The sequence below is a fragment of the Pontiella desulfatans genome (assembly GCF_900890425.1).
GTDB lineage: Bacteria > Verrucomicrobiota > Kiritimatiellia > Kiritimatiellales > Pontiellaceae > Pontiella > Pontiella desulfatans.
This window is the reverse complement of sequence record NZ_CAAHFG010000001.1, coordinates 2,713,846-2,731,147: the sequence shown is the minus strand read 5'-3', so window position 1 is coordinate 2,731,147 and position 17,302 is coordinate 2,713,846. Positions and strand designations below refer to the sequence as shown.

At 52.0% G+C, this 17,302-nt stretch carries 16 protein-coding genes and 1 tRNA gene; 12 read left to right on the top strand and 5 right to left on the bottom strand.

All coding sequences use genetic code 11. The features are described from left to right. The first annotated feature begins 48 nt into the window (after nt 1–48). From E9954_RS09570 to E9954_RS09525, 10 genes are all read left to right on the top strand, one after another. Complete coding sequence (locus E9954_RS09570; protein WP_136078957.1) at nt 49–939, top strand: ComEC/Rec2 family competence protein; 891 nt, start codon at nt 49–51, stop codon at nt 937–939. After that, nucleotides 936–2,075: a patatin-like phospholipase family protein gene (locus E9954_RS09565; RefSeq protein ID WP_136078956.1), complete on the top strand. Its 1,140-nt coding sequence runs from the start codon at nt 936–938 to the stop codon at nt 2,073–2,075. The genes E9954_RS09570 and E9954_RS09565 overlap by 4 nt, the downstream gene beginning before the upstream one ends. Continuing rightward, nucleotides 2,072–2,677, top strand: a complete 606-nt coding sequence (locus E9954_RS09560) for a hypothetical protein (protein WP_136078955.1) — start codon at nt 2,072–2,074, stop codon at nt 2,675–2,677. The genes E9954_RS09565 and E9954_RS09560 overlap by 4 nt, the downstream gene beginning before the upstream one ends. Next, nucleotides 2,677–3,951 carry a restriction endonuclease subunit S gene (locus E9954_RS09555; protein ID WP_136078954.1) on the top strand — a complete coding sequence of 425 codons (1,275 nt, stop codon included), beginning with the start codon at nt 2,677–2,679 and terminating at the stop codon, nt 3,949–3,951. The genes E9954_RS09560 and E9954_RS09555 overlap by 1 nt, the downstream gene beginning before the upstream one ends. Nucleotides 3,952–4,222: 271 nt before the next feature. Continuing rightward, nucleotides 4,223–7,417: a type I restriction endonuclease subunit R gene (locus E9954_RS09550; RefSeq protein WP_136078953.1), complete on the top strand. Its 3,195-nt coding sequence runs from the start codon at nt 4,223–4,225 to the stop codon at nt 7,415–7,417. A 3-nt stretch (nt 7,418–7,420) separates the two neighbouring features. Next, nucleotides 7,421–8,173 (top strand): M48 family metallopeptidase, encoded by a 753-nt coding sequence (locus E9954_RS09545; RefSeq protein ID WP_136078952.1) that lies wholly within the window; start codon nt 7,421–7,423, stop codon nt 8,171–8,173. Between the two features lie 10 nt (nt 8,174–8,183). Further along, complete coding sequence (locus E9954_RS09540) at nt 8,184–8,879, top strand: hypothetical protein (RefSeq protein WP_136078951.1); 696 nt, start codon at nt 8,184–8,186, stop codon at nt 8,877–8,879. A 519-nt stretch (nt 8,880–9,398) separates the two neighbouring features. Continuing rightward, nucleotides 9,399–10,463, top strand: coding sequence for an AAA family ATPase (locus E9954_RS09535; protein ID WP_168442120.1), 1,065 nt, complete (start codon nt 9,399–9,401; stop codon nt 10,461–10,463). 262 nt (nt 10,464–10,725) lie between these two features. Further along, nucleotides 10,726–11,370 (top strand): hypothetical protein, encoded by a 645-nt coding sequence (locus E9954_RS09530; RefSeq protein ID WP_136078949.1) that lies wholly within the window; start codon nt 10,726–10,728, stop codon nt 11,368–11,370. Between the two features lie 2 nt (nt 11,371–11,372). After that, entirely contained in the window at nt 11,373–11,855 is a 483-nt protein-coding gene (locus E9954_RS09525) for a hypothetical protein (RefSeq protein WP_136078948.1), read from the top strand. Nucleotides 11,856–12,206: 351 nt separating this feature from the next. Here the strand turns inward: E9954_RS09525 and E9954_RS09520 are convergent. Beyond that, nucleotides 12,207–12,291: transfer RNA gene (locus E9954_RS09520), tRNA-Tyr, on the bottom strand. An 89-nt stretch (nt 12,292–12,380) separates the two neighbouring features. On the opposite strand from E9954_RS09520, the gene E9954_RS09515 reads away from it, so the two are divergent. After that, nucleotides 12,381–13,313, top strand: coding sequence for a 1-phosphofructokinase family hexose kinase (locus E9954_RS09515; RefSeq protein ID WP_136078947.1), 933 nt, complete (start codon nt 12,381–12,383; stop codon nt 13,311–13,313). 116 nt (nt 13,314–13,429) lie between these two features. After that, on the top strand, nt 13,430–14,254 hold the full coding sequence (locus tag E9954_RS09510; protein WP_136078946.1) for a hypothetical protein: 825 nt from the start codon (nt 13,430–13,432) through the stop codon (nt 14,252–14,254). Between the two features lie 4 nt (nt 14,255–14,258). Here the strand turns inward: E9954_RS09510 and E9954_RS09505 are convergent, their stop codons facing one another. From E9954_RS09505 to efpL, 4 genes are read right to left on the bottom strand one after another with little or no spacing between them, the layout of a single operon-like run. Further along, a complete protein-coding gene (locus E9954_RS09505; protein WP_136078945.1) occupies nt 14,259–14,729 on the bottom strand; it encodes an NYN domain-containing protein in 471 nt (156 codons plus the stop codon). Beyond that, a complete protein-coding gene (locus E9954_RS09500) occupies nt 14,729–15,598 on the bottom strand; it encodes a patatin-like phospholipase family protein (RefSeq protein WP_136078944.1) in 870 nt (289 codons plus the stop codon). The genes E9954_RS09505 and E9954_RS09500 overlap by 1 nt, the downstream gene beginning before the upstream one ends. A gap of 51 nt (nt 15,599–15,649) precedes the next feature. Continuing rightward, on the bottom strand, nt 15,650–16,621 hold the full coding sequence (locus tag E9954_RS09495) for a tRNA dihydrouridine synthase (RefSeq protein ID WP_136078943.1): 972 nt from the start codon (nt 16,619–16,621) through the stop codon (nt 15,650–15,652). Between the two features lie 58 nt (nt 16,622–16,679). Then, complete coding sequence (gene efpL / locus E9954_RS09490) at nt 16,680–17,246, bottom strand: elongation factor P-like protein EfpL (RefSeq protein ID WP_136078942.1); 567 nt, start codon at nt 17,244–17,246, stop codon at nt 16,680–16,682. Nucleotides 17,247–17,302: the final 56 nt, after the last annotated feature.

Sequence of the window (17,302 nt, the reverse complement as noted above, 5' to 3'; positions counted from 1 at the left end):
CACACCTCAAAGCACTGGGTATTAACGAATATACTTAAGGAGGTAACAATGGATATCCAAAGAATCCTCACCCAAATTGAACGCGAAAATGCCGCGAAAAAACAGATGATGTTCACGCTATGGGATGTTGGCCATGGTCTTTCAATCTGGATACAAACACCCAATGGCCACAATCACTGGATTGATGCAGGGTGGTACCCAGAAACGGGCTTTTGTCCCGCCCATCACGTAAGGCACCACTATGGGGAAACTGAACTAGACTATCTTGTCATTAGTCATCCCGATTTGGATCATCTCCACAACCTACCGAAAATCATCGAACACCTGGGTAAACCGAGAGTCCTTCGGAGAAACAAATCACTCCCAGACAGGGAAAAGTTTGGTGACGAACAGCATGAATATCAAAAGAAATATAAGGAGCTAGACGGTTCATATGGTGGAGGAATTGAATGGTCAGAGAATCCACGCAATCCAGATTACAATGGTGGAGTAACAATTGAAGCAAGTTGCCTTTCATATAGAGAGGGTATGAATAAAAACAATACATCCATCGTCATGTTCTATTCCTATAAGGGGTGGTTGTTTTGTTTTCCGGGCGATATCGAAGAGGCCGGGTGGCTAGAATTCTGGAGCAAGTATGCTTCTGATTTTCAACCTCTTATAGATGGCGCAACATATCGAATCCTTGTCGCTCCACACCACGGAAGGCAATCGGTATACTGCCAAGACATGATGGATACAATCGATCCTGCTATGGTTCTGATAAGCGATAAATACGGGATGGAACCAACTCATGATAGTTTTCGCACAAAGCCGAATGGCATTGCGTGGACTACAGGAGAGAAGAAATTTCTTTCAACGAAAACGGGGGGTCGCATACAGTTTACAGTTAAAGGTGATGGGCAGTGCAACTATAGCCAAGCACCGACAGCATCATGAAAACAGGACTTTCATTATCTGGAGGTGGTGTGCGGGCTTCGGTGTTTCATCTGGGCGTGCTTGCACGTTTGGCGGAAACGGAGTTTTGGTCATCATTTGAACACATTTCCACCGTTTCGGGCGGAAGCCTATGCGTAGCGCTGATTTTCGAAAAAGCAGGAAAACGGTGGCCGACTGCTGACGATTACCTGAATAAATGTTTGCCTGAAATCTCCCGGTTTCTTACCAGCTATGACCTTCAAAGAGCTTATTTATTGAGAGCATGGCCCCAGGTGCTGGAAGGCCGCGCACAAATTATCGGGAAGCTAATCAAAGATCGCTGGGGTATTACCTCCTGCATCTCTGAGATCCCCGAAACCAATCCGCGCTGGACGATCAACGCCACATGTTATGAGACTGGAAAAAACTGGCGGTTTCATAAGAGGCGTATGGGAGATTATATTGCGAACTATGTAGTAGATCCAAAATTCCCATTATCGGATGCCGTAGCTGCTTCGGCAGCCGTACCGGGATTGATTGGTCCCTTGAAAATTAAAACTGCTGAATTTGCATGGAAGAAGTATGCAGGCTGGGATCAAAGTTCAGCTCCAGACATAGATGTAAATCCAATCGCAAAATCCCTGACCCTATGGGATGGCGGGGTGTATGATAATCTTGGAGTGGAGGCTATCTATAAAACGAAAAAGGGCCTTCGGTATGATTTAGATTTTGCACTTGTTTGTGATGCATCAAAACCTTTGGATTTCGTTTATCGAAAATGGCTTAAAAACATTGTCCTACCTCGCCAGCCCATGCGGCTGGTTAATATCCCAATGGATCAGGTGCGCAGCCTGCGGGCTCGTGAACTATTCGGATTTTTCCGTAACAATAACAACGGTGGATATCTTCGCATGGGAGAGTCAGTCGAGCAGATCTGCAAAAACCTGAATGCAGAAATACCAAAAGCCCGTTACATGACGCCAACTGAAATAAAAACTGTGTCAGAATTCGCCACTACGCTCCGCAAGCTCAAGCCGACGGAGTTTCGATCGGTGTTCCAGCATGGTTACGAGGTTTGCAGTGCCGTACTATACGGGATCAATCGGAGCCCATTTATTGAATACAATCAGAACAGCTACTCTTGGATGCCGTCATGAAACAGAAAGATGATTTCTCCATATGGCCGCCATACCAGTTTTTCTATATCGAGAGCATGCTTGCTCGAACAGAAGCAGCACTGATCTCAGCGGGATGGATTGATGATTTCCACAATCGGATGGAAAGCGGAATGTGGAAGATCGACCAATATGAGGTTCTGAATCATGTTCAAAACATCGTGCATCAAGCTGGTGCGCTTTCCAGATACTTTTGGCCGTCAAAAAAATATGAAGGCCGTGGCGTGGAGTTGAGAAGGGTTTTTAGCGTTGATGAAACAAGCCCTTTAAAATCACGAGATGTAAGAAACCAAGCCGAGCACTTTGATGAAAAAATTGATGAGTATATAAAAGGGCACATTGCAGGGAACTTCTTCCCTAGCTATGTCGGCCCGAAACCGCCGAATCATGGTGCCCCCATGCTCTTTTTCCGTGCCTACTACGTGGACAAAAGAGCCCTTGAGATTCTGGGCAAGCAAATCGAACTTCCAGCTCTTGTAAAAGAAATCATGCGGATTCATCTGCTGCTTGCGAAAAGCATGGATAGCGGATGCGTCTTCCCGTCTGAAGCAGGCAACACCGATTTTGAAGAGGAAGAGTCCTAATGCAGAAAAACGAAAACAGGCCGGGGTATAAAAAAACCAAAGTCGGGTGGATTCCTCTGGAGTGGGAAACAAATAGGGTTGAGAACATTGCTTCTCGAGTTTCTGTAGGGATTGCTTCAGCAGCAACTCATGCTTATCGTGACGAAGGTATTAGGATGTACCGCAACCTTAATGTGGCCGAGGGCTACCTCGATGACAGACGTATGTTGTTTATTGATCCTGATTATGAGTATCAGCATAGAAGGAAGAGACTCAAATCAGGAGATATTGTCACAGTGCGGACTGGTTACCCGGGGCTGTCGGCTGTAGTGAAGTCTAGCCAAGCTGGTAGTCAAGTGTTCACATCTCTAATAACATCGCCGAATCCAGAGATAGTTTTTAGCCATTTTTTATGCACCTATATCAATTCGCCCCATGGAAAAATACAGTTTGGCCAAATGGAAATAGGTGGAGCCCAGAAAAATGTAAACGCTGGTGCATTGGCAAAAATGTTTGTACCTCTCCCATCTCTCCCTGAGCAGGAGGCGATTGCGGGGGTGCTGGAGTGCTGGGATCGGGGCATTCGGAAGCTGGAATTAAAAATAGGGAATAAGCGGCGGATCAAAAAGGGGCTGATGCAGCAGCTCCTCTCCGGCCAGCAGCGACTTCCTGGGTTTTTCAAGGGTTGGAAAACCGTAAGGCTGGAACAGATAGGTGAGTTCTACAAGGGGGCGGGGATTGCGAAAAGTGAACTTTCGGAAACTGGCGTTCCTTGCATAAGATACGGTGAAATCTACACCAATGATGATTTCGTCATTAAAACTTTCCGTTCATTCATATCCAAAGAGCTAGCGGCCCAGTCACAACGCATTAATCAAAATGATCTGCTGTTTGCCGGGTCAGGAGAAACCGCAGAGGAAATCGGGAAGTCAATTGCCTACATGAAGACTGAGGAAGCCTACGCGGGTGGCGATATAGTAATAGTAGCGGCAGATATTAAGTGCGCACGCGCCGATTATCTTTCCGCTTACTTCAATACGGCGGGCCGTCGACAGTTGAATCGATTAGGACAAGGGCAATCCGTGGTTCATATTTATCCGAAGAACCTAAAGAAAGTGGAACTACCTCTCCCTCCCTTGGAAGAACAACAGGCGATAGCAAAAGTGCTGAGGGCGGCGGATCGGGAAATTGAGACGCTGGAACGGAAGCTCGACAAATGGCGCGACCAAAAGAAATACCTGCTCAACAACCTTGTGACAGGAAGCATTAGGCTTCCTGAATTCATTAAGGGTTAACCACGGAATACACAGAATACACGGAACCTATTTTCACCATCCGCCGTCGCTAAAGCTATGGCGTGACAAGCAGAGGGCACAGAGACACAGAGGAATAAAAAATCATGCACATCCTGATATCCTGTCAAAACAAACTCCGCGCCTCCGTGCCTCTAGCGAAGCGGGTGGTAAATCATCTTCGTGCATTTTGCGCCTCTTTGTGGCCATCCAATCTAAACGTGTTTTCGCGTCCTTTGCGCTCTCTTGTGGCTAATCCTTCTGGAGAATCAGTATGAGTGACTTATTCGATATGCCGGATTTTGACGAGGCGTCGGTGTCGCAGATACCCGCGCTGCTGCAGTTGGTAAATATGGGATATACGTATTTGTCGCGCGAAAAAGTCAGGCAGCTCAGAGAAAGTCAGGGGCAGTACATCCTGCGCGACGTGGCGTTCGATGCGCTGCGGGCGATCAACAGCCCGAAGATTTCGGGCAAGAGCATCCGCGACGCGGTGTTTGATCTGGAGCAGGCCGTTGATATGGGGATGGGCGTTTTCCGGGCATCGGAAGAGATCTATGCGCTGCTGCTGGCCGGGCGTGCGGTAAGCGAGCTGATCGACGGGCGGCGGGTGTCGCCCCAGATGAAGTTTATCGACTGGAAGGTGCCGGCCAATAATACCTTCCATGTTTGCGCCGAATTCGAGCTGTCGGAAAACCACGAGCGCCGCCCGGACATTGTGCTTTTTGTGAACGGCATCCCGTTCGCGGTGATCGAATGCAAGCGGGAGTCGGTGCAGGTGGCCGAGGCGGTCACCCAGATGATCCGCAACCAAGGGCGCAACGAAACGCCGCGCTTTTTCCTGTTTCCCCAGTTATTGATTGCTTCCAATGTTCGGAAGCTGAAATACGGCACCATGCTCACCCCGGCCAAGTTTTACACCCATTGGAAAGAAAAGGACGCCGACCCCGCGGTGTTCGAGGCCGAGGTTTCGGCCGTCATCAACAAGTCGGTCGATCCGTCGATAGTGTCCCAAATCACCGCCGACCTCTGTAGGGGCGACATTGATGTCGCCCGAACGTCTCCGCGCGCAGCGACGGAGCAGGATAAGGGGTTGTATTCCTTATTGATGCCGGGGCGGATGCTGGATCTGGTGCGGAACTTTGTTTTGTACGACGGCGGGATCAAGAAGGTGGCGCGCTACCAGCAATATTTCGCGATCCGCAAGACGATTGACCGGCTGAAGACGTTCGATGAGCACGGTCGGCGCCGGGGCGGGCTGATCTGGCATACGCAGGGGTCGGGCAAGAGCCTGACGATGGTGATGCTGGTAAAGTGCCTGATCGACGACCCGGACATTGTGCTGCCGCGCGTGCTGGTGGTGACCGACCGCAAAGACCTGGACAAGCAGATTGCCGACACCTTCGCGGCGTGCAGTATTAAGAAGGATGTAAAGAAGACGACGAGCAGCCGGGAGTTGATGCAGCTTCTCCGGGAGAAGGATCAGCGGGTGATCACCGCGCTGATCCATAAGTTCGAAGCGGCGAAAACCGCGCGGGACTTTGTGGACGACGATCCGAACGTATTTGTTTTGATCGACGAAGCGCATCGGTCGCAGGCGGGCAAGGCGAATACGGAGCTGAACCTGGTGCTGCCCAGGGCGTGCCAGATTGCTTTTACGGGCACGCCGCTGATGAAGAAGGAAAAGTCGAGTGCGGTGAAGTATGGTGGGGTGATCGACGCCTACACGATTTCGGAGGCGGAGGCGGACGGTGTGGTGCTGCCGCTGATTTACCAGCCGCGGTTTGCGGAGCTGGAGGTGAAGCGCGGCCTGCTGGACAAGTTCTACGACCAGCTGACGCAGGGGCTGTCGGAAGGCCAGAAGAAGGATTTCCAGCAAAAGTTTAATTCGCCGCAGCTGCTGGAGGAAACCTCGCAGCGGATCGAGACGATTGCGCTGGATATTATGGAGCACTATCAGTCGTTTATTGACACCGGGTTGAAGGCGCAGGTGGTGGCGCCGTCGAAATATGCGGCCGTCCTGTTCCAGAAGGCGTTCGAGCTCTGCGCGGGTGAAACAGGTGTTGCCCGGTCGGAGGTGATTGTTTCCGATACGAACGACAGCGAGGCCGACGACCAGCTGCCGGAGCACAAGAAGGTGGTGGCGGAGTTTCTGGCCGACGAGAAGCATCGGCACGGCACATCGCTCGATACCCGGGAAAAGCGGTTGGTGGCGGATTTTAAGGATAACCCGGAGGGCGTGCGCATCCTGATTGTGGTGGACAAGCTGCTGACGGGGTTCGACGCACCGCGCAATACGTTCCTCTATCTGGCGAAGCAGCTGAAGGATCACAACCTGCTGCAGGCCATCGCCCGCGTCAACCGCCTGTTCGACGGCGACGAGGGCCGGGAGGCCAAGGTGAACGGCTTTGTGATCGATTATTCCCGCAATGGCAAGAACCTGCGCGACGCCATGCAGCTGTTCACCCATTATGACCCGGACGACGTCGACCGCGCCCTGCTGAATACCGACGAAAAGATCCAGGAGTTGGAAAAGGTCTATCAGGAGCTGCGCGGGATTTTTAACGGTGTGCGCAACCCGAAGGATACCGAAGAGTATCTGCGGGTGCTGGAGGGCGACCTGGTGACGCGCGAGCGGTTCTATGAGCTGGTGAACGAGTTCATCAAGCAGTTTGCAGCCTGCTGCATGCTCTATGACTTTACCAAGAAGTTTGATCCGGAAAAGCTGCGCCGCTACCAGACCGACCTTAAAAAGTTCCTGGAGCTGAAAAAGACCGCCAAGGCCGTTAATGCGGAGTCGGTAGACTTTTCGAAATACATAGACCAGATCCGGCGCATTCTGGACAAGTATGTTTCGGCGGACTATGTGCAGGCGCTGGCGGAGCCGATCTGCCTGTCGGAGTCGTTGGAGTTCAATGCCTATATCGAAAATACGGACAGGGGGCTTTCCGATAAGTCGAAGGCCGAGGCCATCGCCGCCCATACCGAGCGCACCATCAAGGAGAACTACCATAAAGATCCGGAGTTTTACCGCCGCTTCAGCGACAAGATTGCCCGTCTGATCGAGGAGCTCCGCACCGCCAAGGCAGAGGACGCCAGGGCACTGCTGGAGGATGCCCGGGAAATCCAGGGGCATGTTGTCGACTACGAGGACAACGATATCCCCGCACCGCTGAAAAAGCGGAAGCCGCTGCATACCTATTACCGCAACCTCCGCGCGGCGCTGGGAGATGCCGGTATTTCCGAGCAACAGCTGGCCACCGCCACGGAGGCGATGGTGGGGATTGTCGAAAGCCATAAGATTATCGACTGGCACAAAAACGTCGAGGTTGAGCGTCGGGTGCGCGTTGAGCTGGAGGACTATCTGTTCGACGTGGTGCAGGAGCAATTTGGCGCCGCCATGGCCATTGAAGAGATCGACCGCATCATTTCCATGGTGTGGGAGCTGGCGGTGGAGAACCGGGAATAGGGGATGCATAACTCGGAATTCAATCTTCACTATTCATCATTGCGAACCAATGCAATGCATACGTTTGTTTTTGAAAACGTGGAGTTCGACTACCACCTGATCAAGGAAGAGCGTAAAACCATGGCCGCCACGGTCTATCCTAACCAGTCCGTGGTGGTGAAGGTGCCATTGGAGGCGAAGGCCAGACGCATCAATGATTTCCTGAAACGCAAATGCACCTGGGTTCATAAGCAGCAGCGCTATTTTGCCCGGTTCAAACCGCCCTCTGAGAAGCAGTATGTTTCCGGTGAAACCTTCCGCTATTTGGGGCGCACCTACAAACTGCTGGTGCGGAAAGCCAAGGGCGATCCCCGCGTCTCCCTCCAGCACGGCACGCTCACCGTCTACAGCGCCTTCCCGAAAAACCGTCTGATTACCCGCAAACTGCTGGACGCGTGGTATGCCGAAAAGACCGAGCGCGTGTTCCGCGAGCGGCTTGCGGTCTGCTTCGGGCTGTTCGACTATGCCGAACTTCCAAGCCTTGGAATCCGCAAGCTGAAAAAGCGGTGGGGCAGCTACCTCGAAAAACCGCACCGCATCATCCTCAACCAGGACCTGATCCAGGCCTCCAAGGCGCAGATCGACTACGTGATCGTCCACGAGCTATGCCACGTGCGCCACAAACAGCACAATCAGGCCTTCCGCACCCTCTTAGAATCAAAGCTCCCGAACTGGGAAAAACTAAAAACCGAACTCGAGCTCAAACTATTGGCGTAGGGGGTTGGGCATGAGTAATCGAACAGATACTGAAATAATACTTAGAGAATGGGCTCGAGAGTCTGATATTTATCCAGATATTGAAGCGTCCTTGAAAAAAAGTCTCAGGAAATACCATGATCCAGAGTTTATGAAAGACACTGCTCTATGGGACGAGTTTATTGGTGAAATCGCCACAGATGCCGCGAATGCAAAGTTGGCTCTCGACTATATTTTAAACAAAGATGGCGAAGTAGCAGTAATGCGAGGACAGAGAAAACTGATTACTACAATCAAGCGGAATTTGAAAAAAGTAAAACCGGAAACCGCCGAGTATTTATGGGTGCCCGTTTGTAAGTATTTGGAGTCTATGGAGCCGAAGGTTGACAAATATTCAAGTAGTGAACTTCCGTCGTTTGACCCAGAAAAGCTGAACAATAGAGAGGAGTTGCATGCGCAACTGGTTGCAAGCTGTGACTGGTGGTTACGAGTCTTCCCTATTAAAACGTCGGACGAAAAAGAAATTCTGCTGACATTTATAAAAGGGCTCGCTCCTTCAATACACCAGTATACCAATCTGAGACCTTCAAAATCCAAGAAAAGCACTACAGATGAAGTTAGTCGGTACTCAAGATTTTGTAACGATGTGGTGCAGTGCGCTTTTGCTGGTGAAAAGTACACATTGCCCCAGGTGGTTGAGTGGGTTGTGGCAGCGCAGAAAAATTGAATTTAGTTCAGCGATTTTATCACCCTTTTGGGGGGATGAAAAAATATAAAAATTCCCCCGTTTGCAGGTGTATTGTACGTGTGCTCTCATGCGCACATGAAGAGTGAAAAACATACTGCGATTACAACTGATATACGCAGTTGCCAGCAGAAGAAAACCGGGGAGCATATGGTCGTCTCCGCGGCTGACTCGGGCGCCAATATAGAGGGTGCCCCCGAGTCAACAGCAGCTCATGCAATAGGCTCCGGGCCGCAGAGCGCTGATAATGCTCCGGCAGAAATATCTGCGGAGTTTGTGGATGGCACCGTGTCCTCCGCGAAGAACACCGACGCTGAATATAGGGACGGCGAGTTCGGTAAGATTGATCTGGCAATGTCTTCGCCTGAGCATGGCTCACGGCGAGGACGCACACCATCCCGGAGGGATTTCCTTTCTCAGCGTAAGGCGCTCTTACCGCGGAGGTCGGCATCGACCAGAGAAAGTTTCGCACCGGAGATAGGGGGGAGTAAGGGTCAGGTGGTGGCAAAGCATACCGCGCTTGTTTCTGTCAACGCCGATGCCTGGATGGCCAGTGATCCCGATCCGGTGGATGCCGTTGTTTCCAACTTATTCGATGCCGGAGATAAGGTCTGCATCATTGGACCTTCAAAATCGTTCAAGACATTCTTCACTCTGCAGTTGACCATGTCTATAGCTGCTGGGCGGGAGTTTCTTACATGGGATATCCCTAAGCCCAGGCGCGTACTGATGGTTCAACTGGAGGTCAAAGGAACGCATTTTCATGGGCGGGTGCGCAAAGTGTGGTCTGCAATGGATATCTCCACATTACACTCGCGCTTAGAGGTCGTGAACGGACGCGGTATGGACGTGGTGGTTTCAAAAATTGCTGCGAAGTCAAAAGAGATGGATGCTGAGGTTGTAGTCATCGACCCCATCTACAAACTTTTGAAAGGCGACGAAAACTCCGCACGAGATTGGAAGCCGCTTCTGGCTGGGTTTGACCAGTTGGCGGAAACCGGGGTTGCCGTTGTCTATGTCCATCACGATGCAAAGGGGGCCGCAGGTGATCGCCAGGCGCAAGATCGGGGAGCTGGCAGTGGTATTCTCGCCCGCGACTACGATTGTGCTCTGACCATCACTCCGCACGCCACTGGGGGTGCCCTGAAGGTGATCGAGGCCATCAAGCGGAACTATCCATCGGAACCTGCATTCACAGCAGTATGGGAGGACGGAATTTTCGAACTCTCAGACAAGGCTCCGCTTGCGATGACCAGTAGGTCGTCCAACAAGAACCCGACAACCGATCAACCATTGGAGGACTTTCTGGAGCACGTGTCGGATTGCCTGGGGGAGGCTGAGTCTGGTGTGCTCAATAAAGGCAGTTTGACGGAAGCGGTCAGGGTCTCTGCCGGCTTAACTAAACCCCGTTCAAAACAGCTAATTGAGCTGGCAGTGGAGCAAGACGTGATCGTCACGAACCATGGGCTGGGGCTTAGCCGCAAGCAGATGCTTTACGCCATTGATCAGGTTCATCTTGATACGGAAATCGAACGGCTGAACGCCAAAACGGCGGGAAAACAATAATGACCTGTTTCACGATACATCAAACAGGAATCAGCAAGCAGGAGGATACCAGTGAAAACATTGGGGTTTCCCTGTTTGTCGATAGCAACAAACAGAAACAGGCAGGAGCTTGCTGTTCCCCTGTTTGCTTGTTTGTCGCTCTATTTATAGAGCGTCAAACAGAACAGGGAACAAAGGTGCAGGGAGGGATCGGGCACGGGCATAAAGTGCCAGGAGTGGGAAATAACGCGCAGTGTAACGTTAAGGAACTAAGGAGAAAGAAATGAATACTAAATCAACAGGGCAGAACGGCCCGAAGTATAAGGAGATTAATATGAATGAAGTGATCGTGGCACAAAATATGAGCGAGTCGTTGCTCGCATTCGCGGCGCATCCCATCTGGAAGCTGGATACGAACGCATCAAAGATAAAGTTCGCGGCGATGATGGAAGAGAGTCCGTTGGTCGGTAAATTATCGACGACAGCTACCGGGCATGGCGGGCTTTTGTACAATACCTATATTCCCGAGGAACGAACCCCGTTAGGGTATGTTCACTGCTTTGGCGATAGCAATGAGAACGAAGCGATGTTTGTTGATCTGAGCTGTATGGCGCATTTTCCCGTGGTTGATGACTTCCCGCAGCCCGAGACGTTGATCCCATTATTGGAGCGGTCTCTGGGGTGTCCGGTGGTATTCGGATTTCAACGATTGAATATTACTTCTCGGGATACGTTCTTATATAGCACGTTTAATTCTGAGCGTGGTGGATTCGTTGCGTCGGTAATGACCGATAAAGTGCAAAGGAAGATGCATGCGGTTACGTCCTTGCTGTTCGTGCCCGGCATTAAGAACGAGATCAGTGCGGAGGAGCTTCTCAGGGCTAAGGTCATTAATTCACCGGCTATCGAGAGAAACAATAGGAGATAGAAATGGAAACCGAACATAAGCAGATCAATATACAATATGGTGAAATGGCAGCGGAGGTTGATGAGGGAATTGCCCCGCTGATCCTAGAGATGTGGAAGGCCGACATCATGACCTTCATGTCGTGCGAGAACAATGGTGATGAATACAACAACCTTGGAGACGTCATGTGGGTATTAATCGATGAGTTTGACGTGTCCCCCTTCTTGAACTGTATCTTTGGGAAAAGAGAGCGAGATGGGCTGTACTATCGAGCAAAAATGGAAACGGAATCAGAGGACGATTGGATGTATGACATCATGATTGATGACCTGTCACTGGTCATCCGGGATGATGAAGTTGATTACGACGGCCCGCCTGATATGGGTTTTCGCGTCAGCATACGCTTCCCGGTCTCCGACTATCCCGAGGTGCTGCGCCGCATGTCGGAATTCAATGCTGGAGCAGGCTCCCGGGAAAATCTGTGCACAACTGTGGAGGAAGCTTAAGCGCGGGAAAATGAGAATCCTGATCCGGGGGATGATGAGCGGAATATTTATGTCCATGTCTATCCCCGCAAGGAGTGGTACATGGCGGCATGATGAATCTCTGCCGTTGGCGCCGTATTTGGTGGAGAGCCTTGGTTTCTCCAGAAAACCGCCCTCGACGCCGCATTTGGTGGAGAACCTAACTTTGAGTTTTTTTGGTGGAGAGCCCAGCATGGGTGTGATTTGGGTGTGATTAACTCGGGTCTTACAGTTAGATCTGAAGCAATCTTATACGAGCAGTTGTGTATAAGTGATTGTTGCCGATAAATAAAAAACCCCAGTAAAAACGCTGTTTTACTGGGGTTTTTAAGATGGTGGTGGGAGATGGATTCGAACCATCGAACTCTAAGAGGGCAGATTTACAGTCTGCTGCGTTTGACCGCTTCGCTACCCCACCGTTTCCGTTGAAGGAGCGAATAACATACCCGAAAAATTTGGTTTGTCTACTGTCATTTTTTAAAAAAATGACGTATTCCTGTTTTGCATATGAAGACATCTACGAAACCCATTATCTGTTGCGGCTTTACGCCTTGTGTCCAGCGAATCCTTGAGTTCCCGAAAATCGAAAAAGGCGTGGTGAATCGAGCCGTGAAGGTTACGGTTGGCATTGGTGGAAAGGGCGCAAACACGGCGCGGATGGTCAAACAGCAGGGTGGCCACCCGGTTTTGGTTGGGTTTGTGGGGGGGGCTAACGGGCGGCTGCTGGAGGAAATGCTGGATCGGGAGGATGTCGGTTACCGGCATGTGGTGGTGGATGGAGAGACGCGGGTCTGCCAGACGTTGGTGGAGGAGGGGAATCCGGAAACGACGGAGCTAGTGGAGGAGATGCCTCCGCTCAGCCTGGATAATTGGCGGCACATGATGAAGCTGTTTGAGTCGTTGGATCTTCACGGGGCAATCGTTCCCATTGCGGGAAAGCTCCCGGCCGGTGCGCCGGCGGATGCGTATGCCCAAATCTGCAAGCTGGCCCATGACCAGGGTGGACGTGTGATTCTGGATGCGCCGGGGGAACCGCTGCTGCTGGCGCTTGAGCATGAACCGGCCATCGTGAAAATCAATGATGTGGAGCTGCTGGCAACGGTTGGTGGAAATGACCTGATGGTTGCATGTCGGGAACTCATGAAGTTCGGAGCCCGGTCGGTGCTCATTACCCGCGGTGGCAAGACGGCCTTTTTCGTGGACGAACAGCAGGCCTTGGAAATTGTTCCGCCGAAGATTCGGGCCATCAACCCGGTGGGTAGCGGCGATGCGGTGACGGCGGGGTTGGCGGTTGCGCTGAATGAGGGCGTGTCGATGGTTGATGCGCTGGTGGTTGGAATGGCCTGCGGTGCGGCAAATGCACTGAATTTGCTATCGGGGTATTTAAAGCCGGACGATGTTGAACAGCTGCTCGGCGATGTCCGGATCGAATCCATTTAGGGCATCCGAAATCCTACCTCGGATTTCATCTAAAATTAAAACTACCTAATATAAACATTTGTAAATGTTCGGCGTTGTGGCACCTTTGTTCGACTCTAAAAACATGGAGGTGGGTCATGAAGTGGTGGATCGGTGTCTTGGCGCTCGGATTAGGAATGAACGGAGCTGCAATTGCGGCGGAGCCGATCATCTCAACGGATTTTACGGCGGCCTATGTGCCGCTATCCGAGCTTGAATCAAAACTAAATGAAGCCGGACTGGAAGTGGTCGGCAAGCATGCCGTCAACGGGAACTCCAGCTATACCTCGGTCATCTATACCTCGGATGATCTGAAAAAACTGGGTTCTGCATCTGGGCGCGGGTTTATCTCTGTGTTGCGGGTTCTGCATAATGCCGAAAGGCAGGAGCTGGTTGCATCGAACCCGGAATATTTCATCCGTGCGTTCTATCAGAAGGACTACGAGGACACCATGGCAACGCCATCGGTCAACGCCCTGAAGGCCGCTCTTGGAGAACTCAAGCCGACGGAGGATCACCTGAAGGCGAAGGAGTTGGCCAAATATAATTTCATGATGGGCATGCCGAAGTATGACGGCTTTGTGCGGGTCGCCAAGGGGGCGACTTCGGAGCTGCTTAAAAAGCTAGCGTCGAGTGCTGCGGACCGACTCGTGTTTTCGCTGGATATTAAGGGGGATGGTTCGTCCATGCTTTGCGGCGTTGCTCTCCCGGATGGTCTGGAGAAGTTTAATGAAAAGCTGGGGACGATGGGGCAGTCGCAGTTGTTGCCCTACACGGTTCTGATTGAAAATGGAGAGGCAAACATTCTTCATGCGAAGTTTTACCTCGCCCTTAGCTTCCCGCAGCTCACGATGACGGAGTTCATGAAAATCATGTCGGTGCCGGGAGATATTGAAGATGCGTTTAAAGCGGACTTCAAGTAGTTCATTAAAGCCCGTCGGGGAATAGGTCGCCGAGTTTGGGTTCCTGGCCGGGGCGGGGTTGCTTCTGCACGGTCTTGCGCGAGTCGGCTTCGCACTGGGCCATGAATTCCTGCGATGACATCACCTGGGCACCGTCGCTTAGAACCACGTTTGCTTCAGCTCGGTCGGACGTGACCACCAGGATTTTGCCTGGGTTTGGAAAGCGGGCAACGAGCCGTTCAATGATGGTATCGGCGGTATGCCTGCCTGGTGAGAAATAGATTTCCAGATGGTTGGACGTGAGGGCATCGTCCTGCCCGGCTTCTCGGCCATCGAACACGATGGTGGTTTTCGGTGCCATGCGGTGCGCAGTGCCTTCGACCATTCTAACCAAGCGGTGCCGGGCAAGTTGTGTGTCGGTGCGGAGCAGGCTGGCCAGTTCGTCCATGGTGTGGAGCAGGTTGTAGCCGTCGATCAGGATCCAGTCCGGTTGCATTATTTTCTCCGGAGCCAATCGAGCTCTGGTGCTTTGCTTTCGAGCTGGTGTTCGAGTTTGCGCTTGAAGTCGTCCTTGGCGGCGAGTCCTTGTTGATAGATGGTTTCGGCTTTATGGAAGTCGAGCATTTCAATATCCATGATTGGGGGTTGCAGATAGATGTCGACGGGATGGTTCTTGAGTTTTTCCCGAGCCATGGCATCCATCATCACATCATAGGTGTTGAACATGGCATCCAGCGGGGACGGGATCTTGGTTTTTGGTTTTGAGTTGTTTCCCGTGATGTCGACCGCAACTTGAATGTCGCACTGGGGGTTGAGAAGGTCGTGCGGCACATTGTTGACCAGCCCGCCGTCAACCAGGATTCGGTCATCCATGATGATGGGGGTGAAGACATAGGGAATGGCCATGCTGGCCCGAACCGCAGGTAGTAGATCGCCTTGGTTGAAGACCACCTGTTCCTTGCGCCAGAAATCGGTGGCCACCACGCTGAGTGGAATCTTCAGCTCCTCGAAGGAGTCAACCTGCATTTGCTCGTACAGGAAGGCCAGTAGTTTGTCCCCCTTGATCAGGCCTTTGGGTTTTAGGCTTAGCTGCGGATCCATCAGCTGAAGAAACTTGAAGAGATCCTTGTTACGGAAAAAATCCTTCAGCGACGATTTCTGGGGTTTCACGATCAGATGATCGATCATGTCCGCGATGTCCTTCCCCGTGTGCCCGGAGGCATAGAGCGCGCCCATGATAGCGCCGATGCTGGTGCCAGTGATGCAAGCGGGCTTGATGCCGAGTTCGTCGAACACTTCCAGAATCGGGATGTGTGCAAATCCCTTGGCCCCGCCGCCGCCTAGCGCTAATCCGATTTTTTTCATGGGCTCATTGCAGAAGAGTTTGGCGAACGAAGCAATTTAAATCTGCTCTTTTCAGGCGTTCCAATCCGCCTCGGCCAGGAATTCGGCAACGATATTCTTGTAGGTGGCGAGGTGCTGGGTCTTCTTGAGCTTCTTGAACATGTTCCGCCCATTGGAAAGGTGCATTGCCTGGTATGTCCAGAATTCCTTCATTTTTCCAAGAACGGGGTGGTCTCCATGCAAGACGCCTTCGTACTGCGACACCAGGTCGTTGTGGAAGTCCTGAATGCGCCCGATGGGATTATCATACTTGCATAAGTGTGATGTTCCCCCCTTGATTTGTTCGCATAGAAAGGGGTTGGCGAGCAGGCCGCGCCCCAGCATGAAGCGGTTAATTTGCGGGAAACGATCCTTTAGGGCTTGGTGGAAACCAGGGGTGTTGATGTCGCCGTTGTAGCAGACGGGGAGTTCGAGGGCCGCGTAGGCTTCCTCGAACGCATCGAGGTCAACGGTGCCGTCATACATTTGTTCCGCCGTGCGCGGATGCACAATCACTTCACTAAGCGGATAGTTGTTCAGCACGGGAATCAGCTTGAGCAGCTCCGATTTGTCGGAAACGCCAAGCCGCACCTTGACTGAAATCCTGAGCGGGCTCCGGGCACAAACCTGGTCGAGGATGGCATCGACCGTGTCCGGATAGGGCAGTAGCCCCGATCCGCGCCTTTTTTTGCGGATGGGTTTATGCGGGCAACCCATGTTCCAGTTGACCTCGTCGTACCCGAGGTCGTGAAGGGCCATGCTCATCTGCACAAAGTCGTCGGCCTTGTTGCCGATGACCTGGGGAATGAGCGGCAGGCCGGAATTGTTTTCCGGCAGCACGTCCTTCAGGAGCTTCGGATTGATCCGCTCCGCACTGACGGTGGGGATGAATGGCGCCATCTCGATGTCCAAACCCCGGAAATGGCGGACGAAGGCCTGGCGGTAATGCATCGTGGTAATGCCGCGCATTGGCGCCAAAACCAAAACTGGGGTTGGGGTATTCATGGCCACGGATCAACACCGATGAACTCGGGGGATCCCCGTGTTCATCGGTGGCTGGGTTTTAGGCCCGGGAGAGAAACTTGCGTTCACGCGTATCGACGCGGATGGTTTCGCCGGGAGCAATATATTCGGGAACCTGGACAATCAGGCCTGTGCTGAGCGTGGCCGGTTTCGTGCGAGAAGTGGCCGATGCCCCTTTCATGGCCGGTGGGCATTCGACAATTTCAAGGTCGATGGTGTCGGGTACGCGCAGGGTCAGGATTCGTCCTTCCGAGATCAGGGCGGTAATGCCTTCCATGCCTTCGGTCAGGAAGGGGAGAATGTCTTCGATGTCCTCTTCGGTTAGCTCAAAGGGTTCGTAGGATTCCAGATCCATGAAGGAGTAGCGGTCTCCGTTTTTATAATCGTACGAAACCTCTTTGGTGTCGACGGAGGTTTCCTGCAAGGCATCGTCGCTACGGTAGGTTTTGTCGACCTTCGCTTTGGTCGACACATTGCGGAACCGGACTTTATAGAGCGTTCCGCCACCCCGCGCGGTCGGGGACTGTTGCGTAATGTTTTCAATGCAGTGTGGGGCGCCGTCGATATCGATGACGTGCTGTTTCTTCAGATCGCATGCCTTAACCATAAAATACTCCTTGTTTGCAAAGGGCGGAATATCGCGGAAACCTATGCCCGTATGCA

What these genes read in the sequence shown, in the direction of transcription:
- E9954_RS09530 (WP_136078949.1), top strand. Translation starts at nt 10,726, where the DNA reads ATGAATACTAAATCAACAGGGCAGAACGGCCCGAAGTATAAGGAGATT.
- E9954_RS09515 (WP_136078947.1), top strand. Translation starts at nt 12,381, where the DNA reads ATGAAGACATCTACGAAACCCATTATCTGTTGCGGCTTTACGCCTTGT.
- E9954_RS09500 (WP_136078944.1), bottom strand. Translation starts at nt 15,598, where the DNA reads ATGAAAAAAATCGGATTAGCGCTAGGCGGCGGCGGGGCCAAGGGATTT.
- E9954_RS09565 (WP_136078956.1), top strand. Translation starts at nt 936, where the DNA reads ATGAAAACAGGACTTTCATTATCTGGAGGTGGTGTGCGGGCTTCGGTG.
- efpL (WP_136078942.1), bottom strand. Translation starts at nt 17,246, where the DNA reads ATGGTTAAGGCATGCGATCTGAAGAAACAGCACGTCATCGATATCGAC.
- E9954_RS09510 (WP_136078946.1), top strand. Translation starts at nt 13,430, where the DNA reads ATGAAGTGGTGGATCGGTGTCTTGGCGCTCGGATTAGGAATGAACGGA.
- E9954_RS09495 (WP_136078943.1), bottom strand. Translation starts at nt 16,621, where the DNA reads ATGAATACCCCAACCCCAGTTTTGGTTTTGGCGCCAATGCGCGGCATT.
- E9954_RS09540 (WP_136078951.1), top strand. Translation starts at nt 8,184, where the DNA reads ATGAGTAATCGAACAGATACTGAAATAATACTTAGAGAATGGGCTCGA.
- E9954_RS09525 (WP_136078948.1), top strand. Translation starts at nt 11,373, where the DNA reads ATGGAAACCGAACATAAGCAGATCAATATACAATATGGTGAAATGGCA.
- E9954_RS09550 (WP_136078953.1), top strand. Translation starts at nt 4,223, where the DNA reads ATGAGTGACTTATTCGATATGCCGGATTTTGACGAGGCGTCGGTGTCG.
- E9954_RS09505 (WP_136078945.1), bottom strand. Translation starts at nt 14,729, where the DNA reads ATGCAACCGGACTGGATCCTGATCGACGGCTACAACCTGCTCCACACC.
- E9954_RS09560 (WP_136078955.1), top strand. Translation starts at nt 2,072, where the DNA reads ATGAAACAGAAAGATGATTTCTCCATATGGCCGCCATACCAGTTTTTC.
- E9954_RS09545 (WP_136078952.1), top strand. Translation starts at nt 7,421, where the DNA reads ATGCATAACTCGGAATTCAATCTTCACTATTCATCATTGCGAACCAAT.
- E9954_RS09570 (WP_136078957.1), top strand. Translation starts at nt 49, where the DNA reads ATGGATATCCAAAGAATCCTCACCCAAATTGAACGCGAAAATGCCGCG.
- E9954_RS09555 (WP_136078954.1), top strand. Translation starts at nt 2,677, where the DNA reads ATGCAGAAAAACGAAAACAGGCCGGGGTATAAAAAAACCAAAGTCGGG.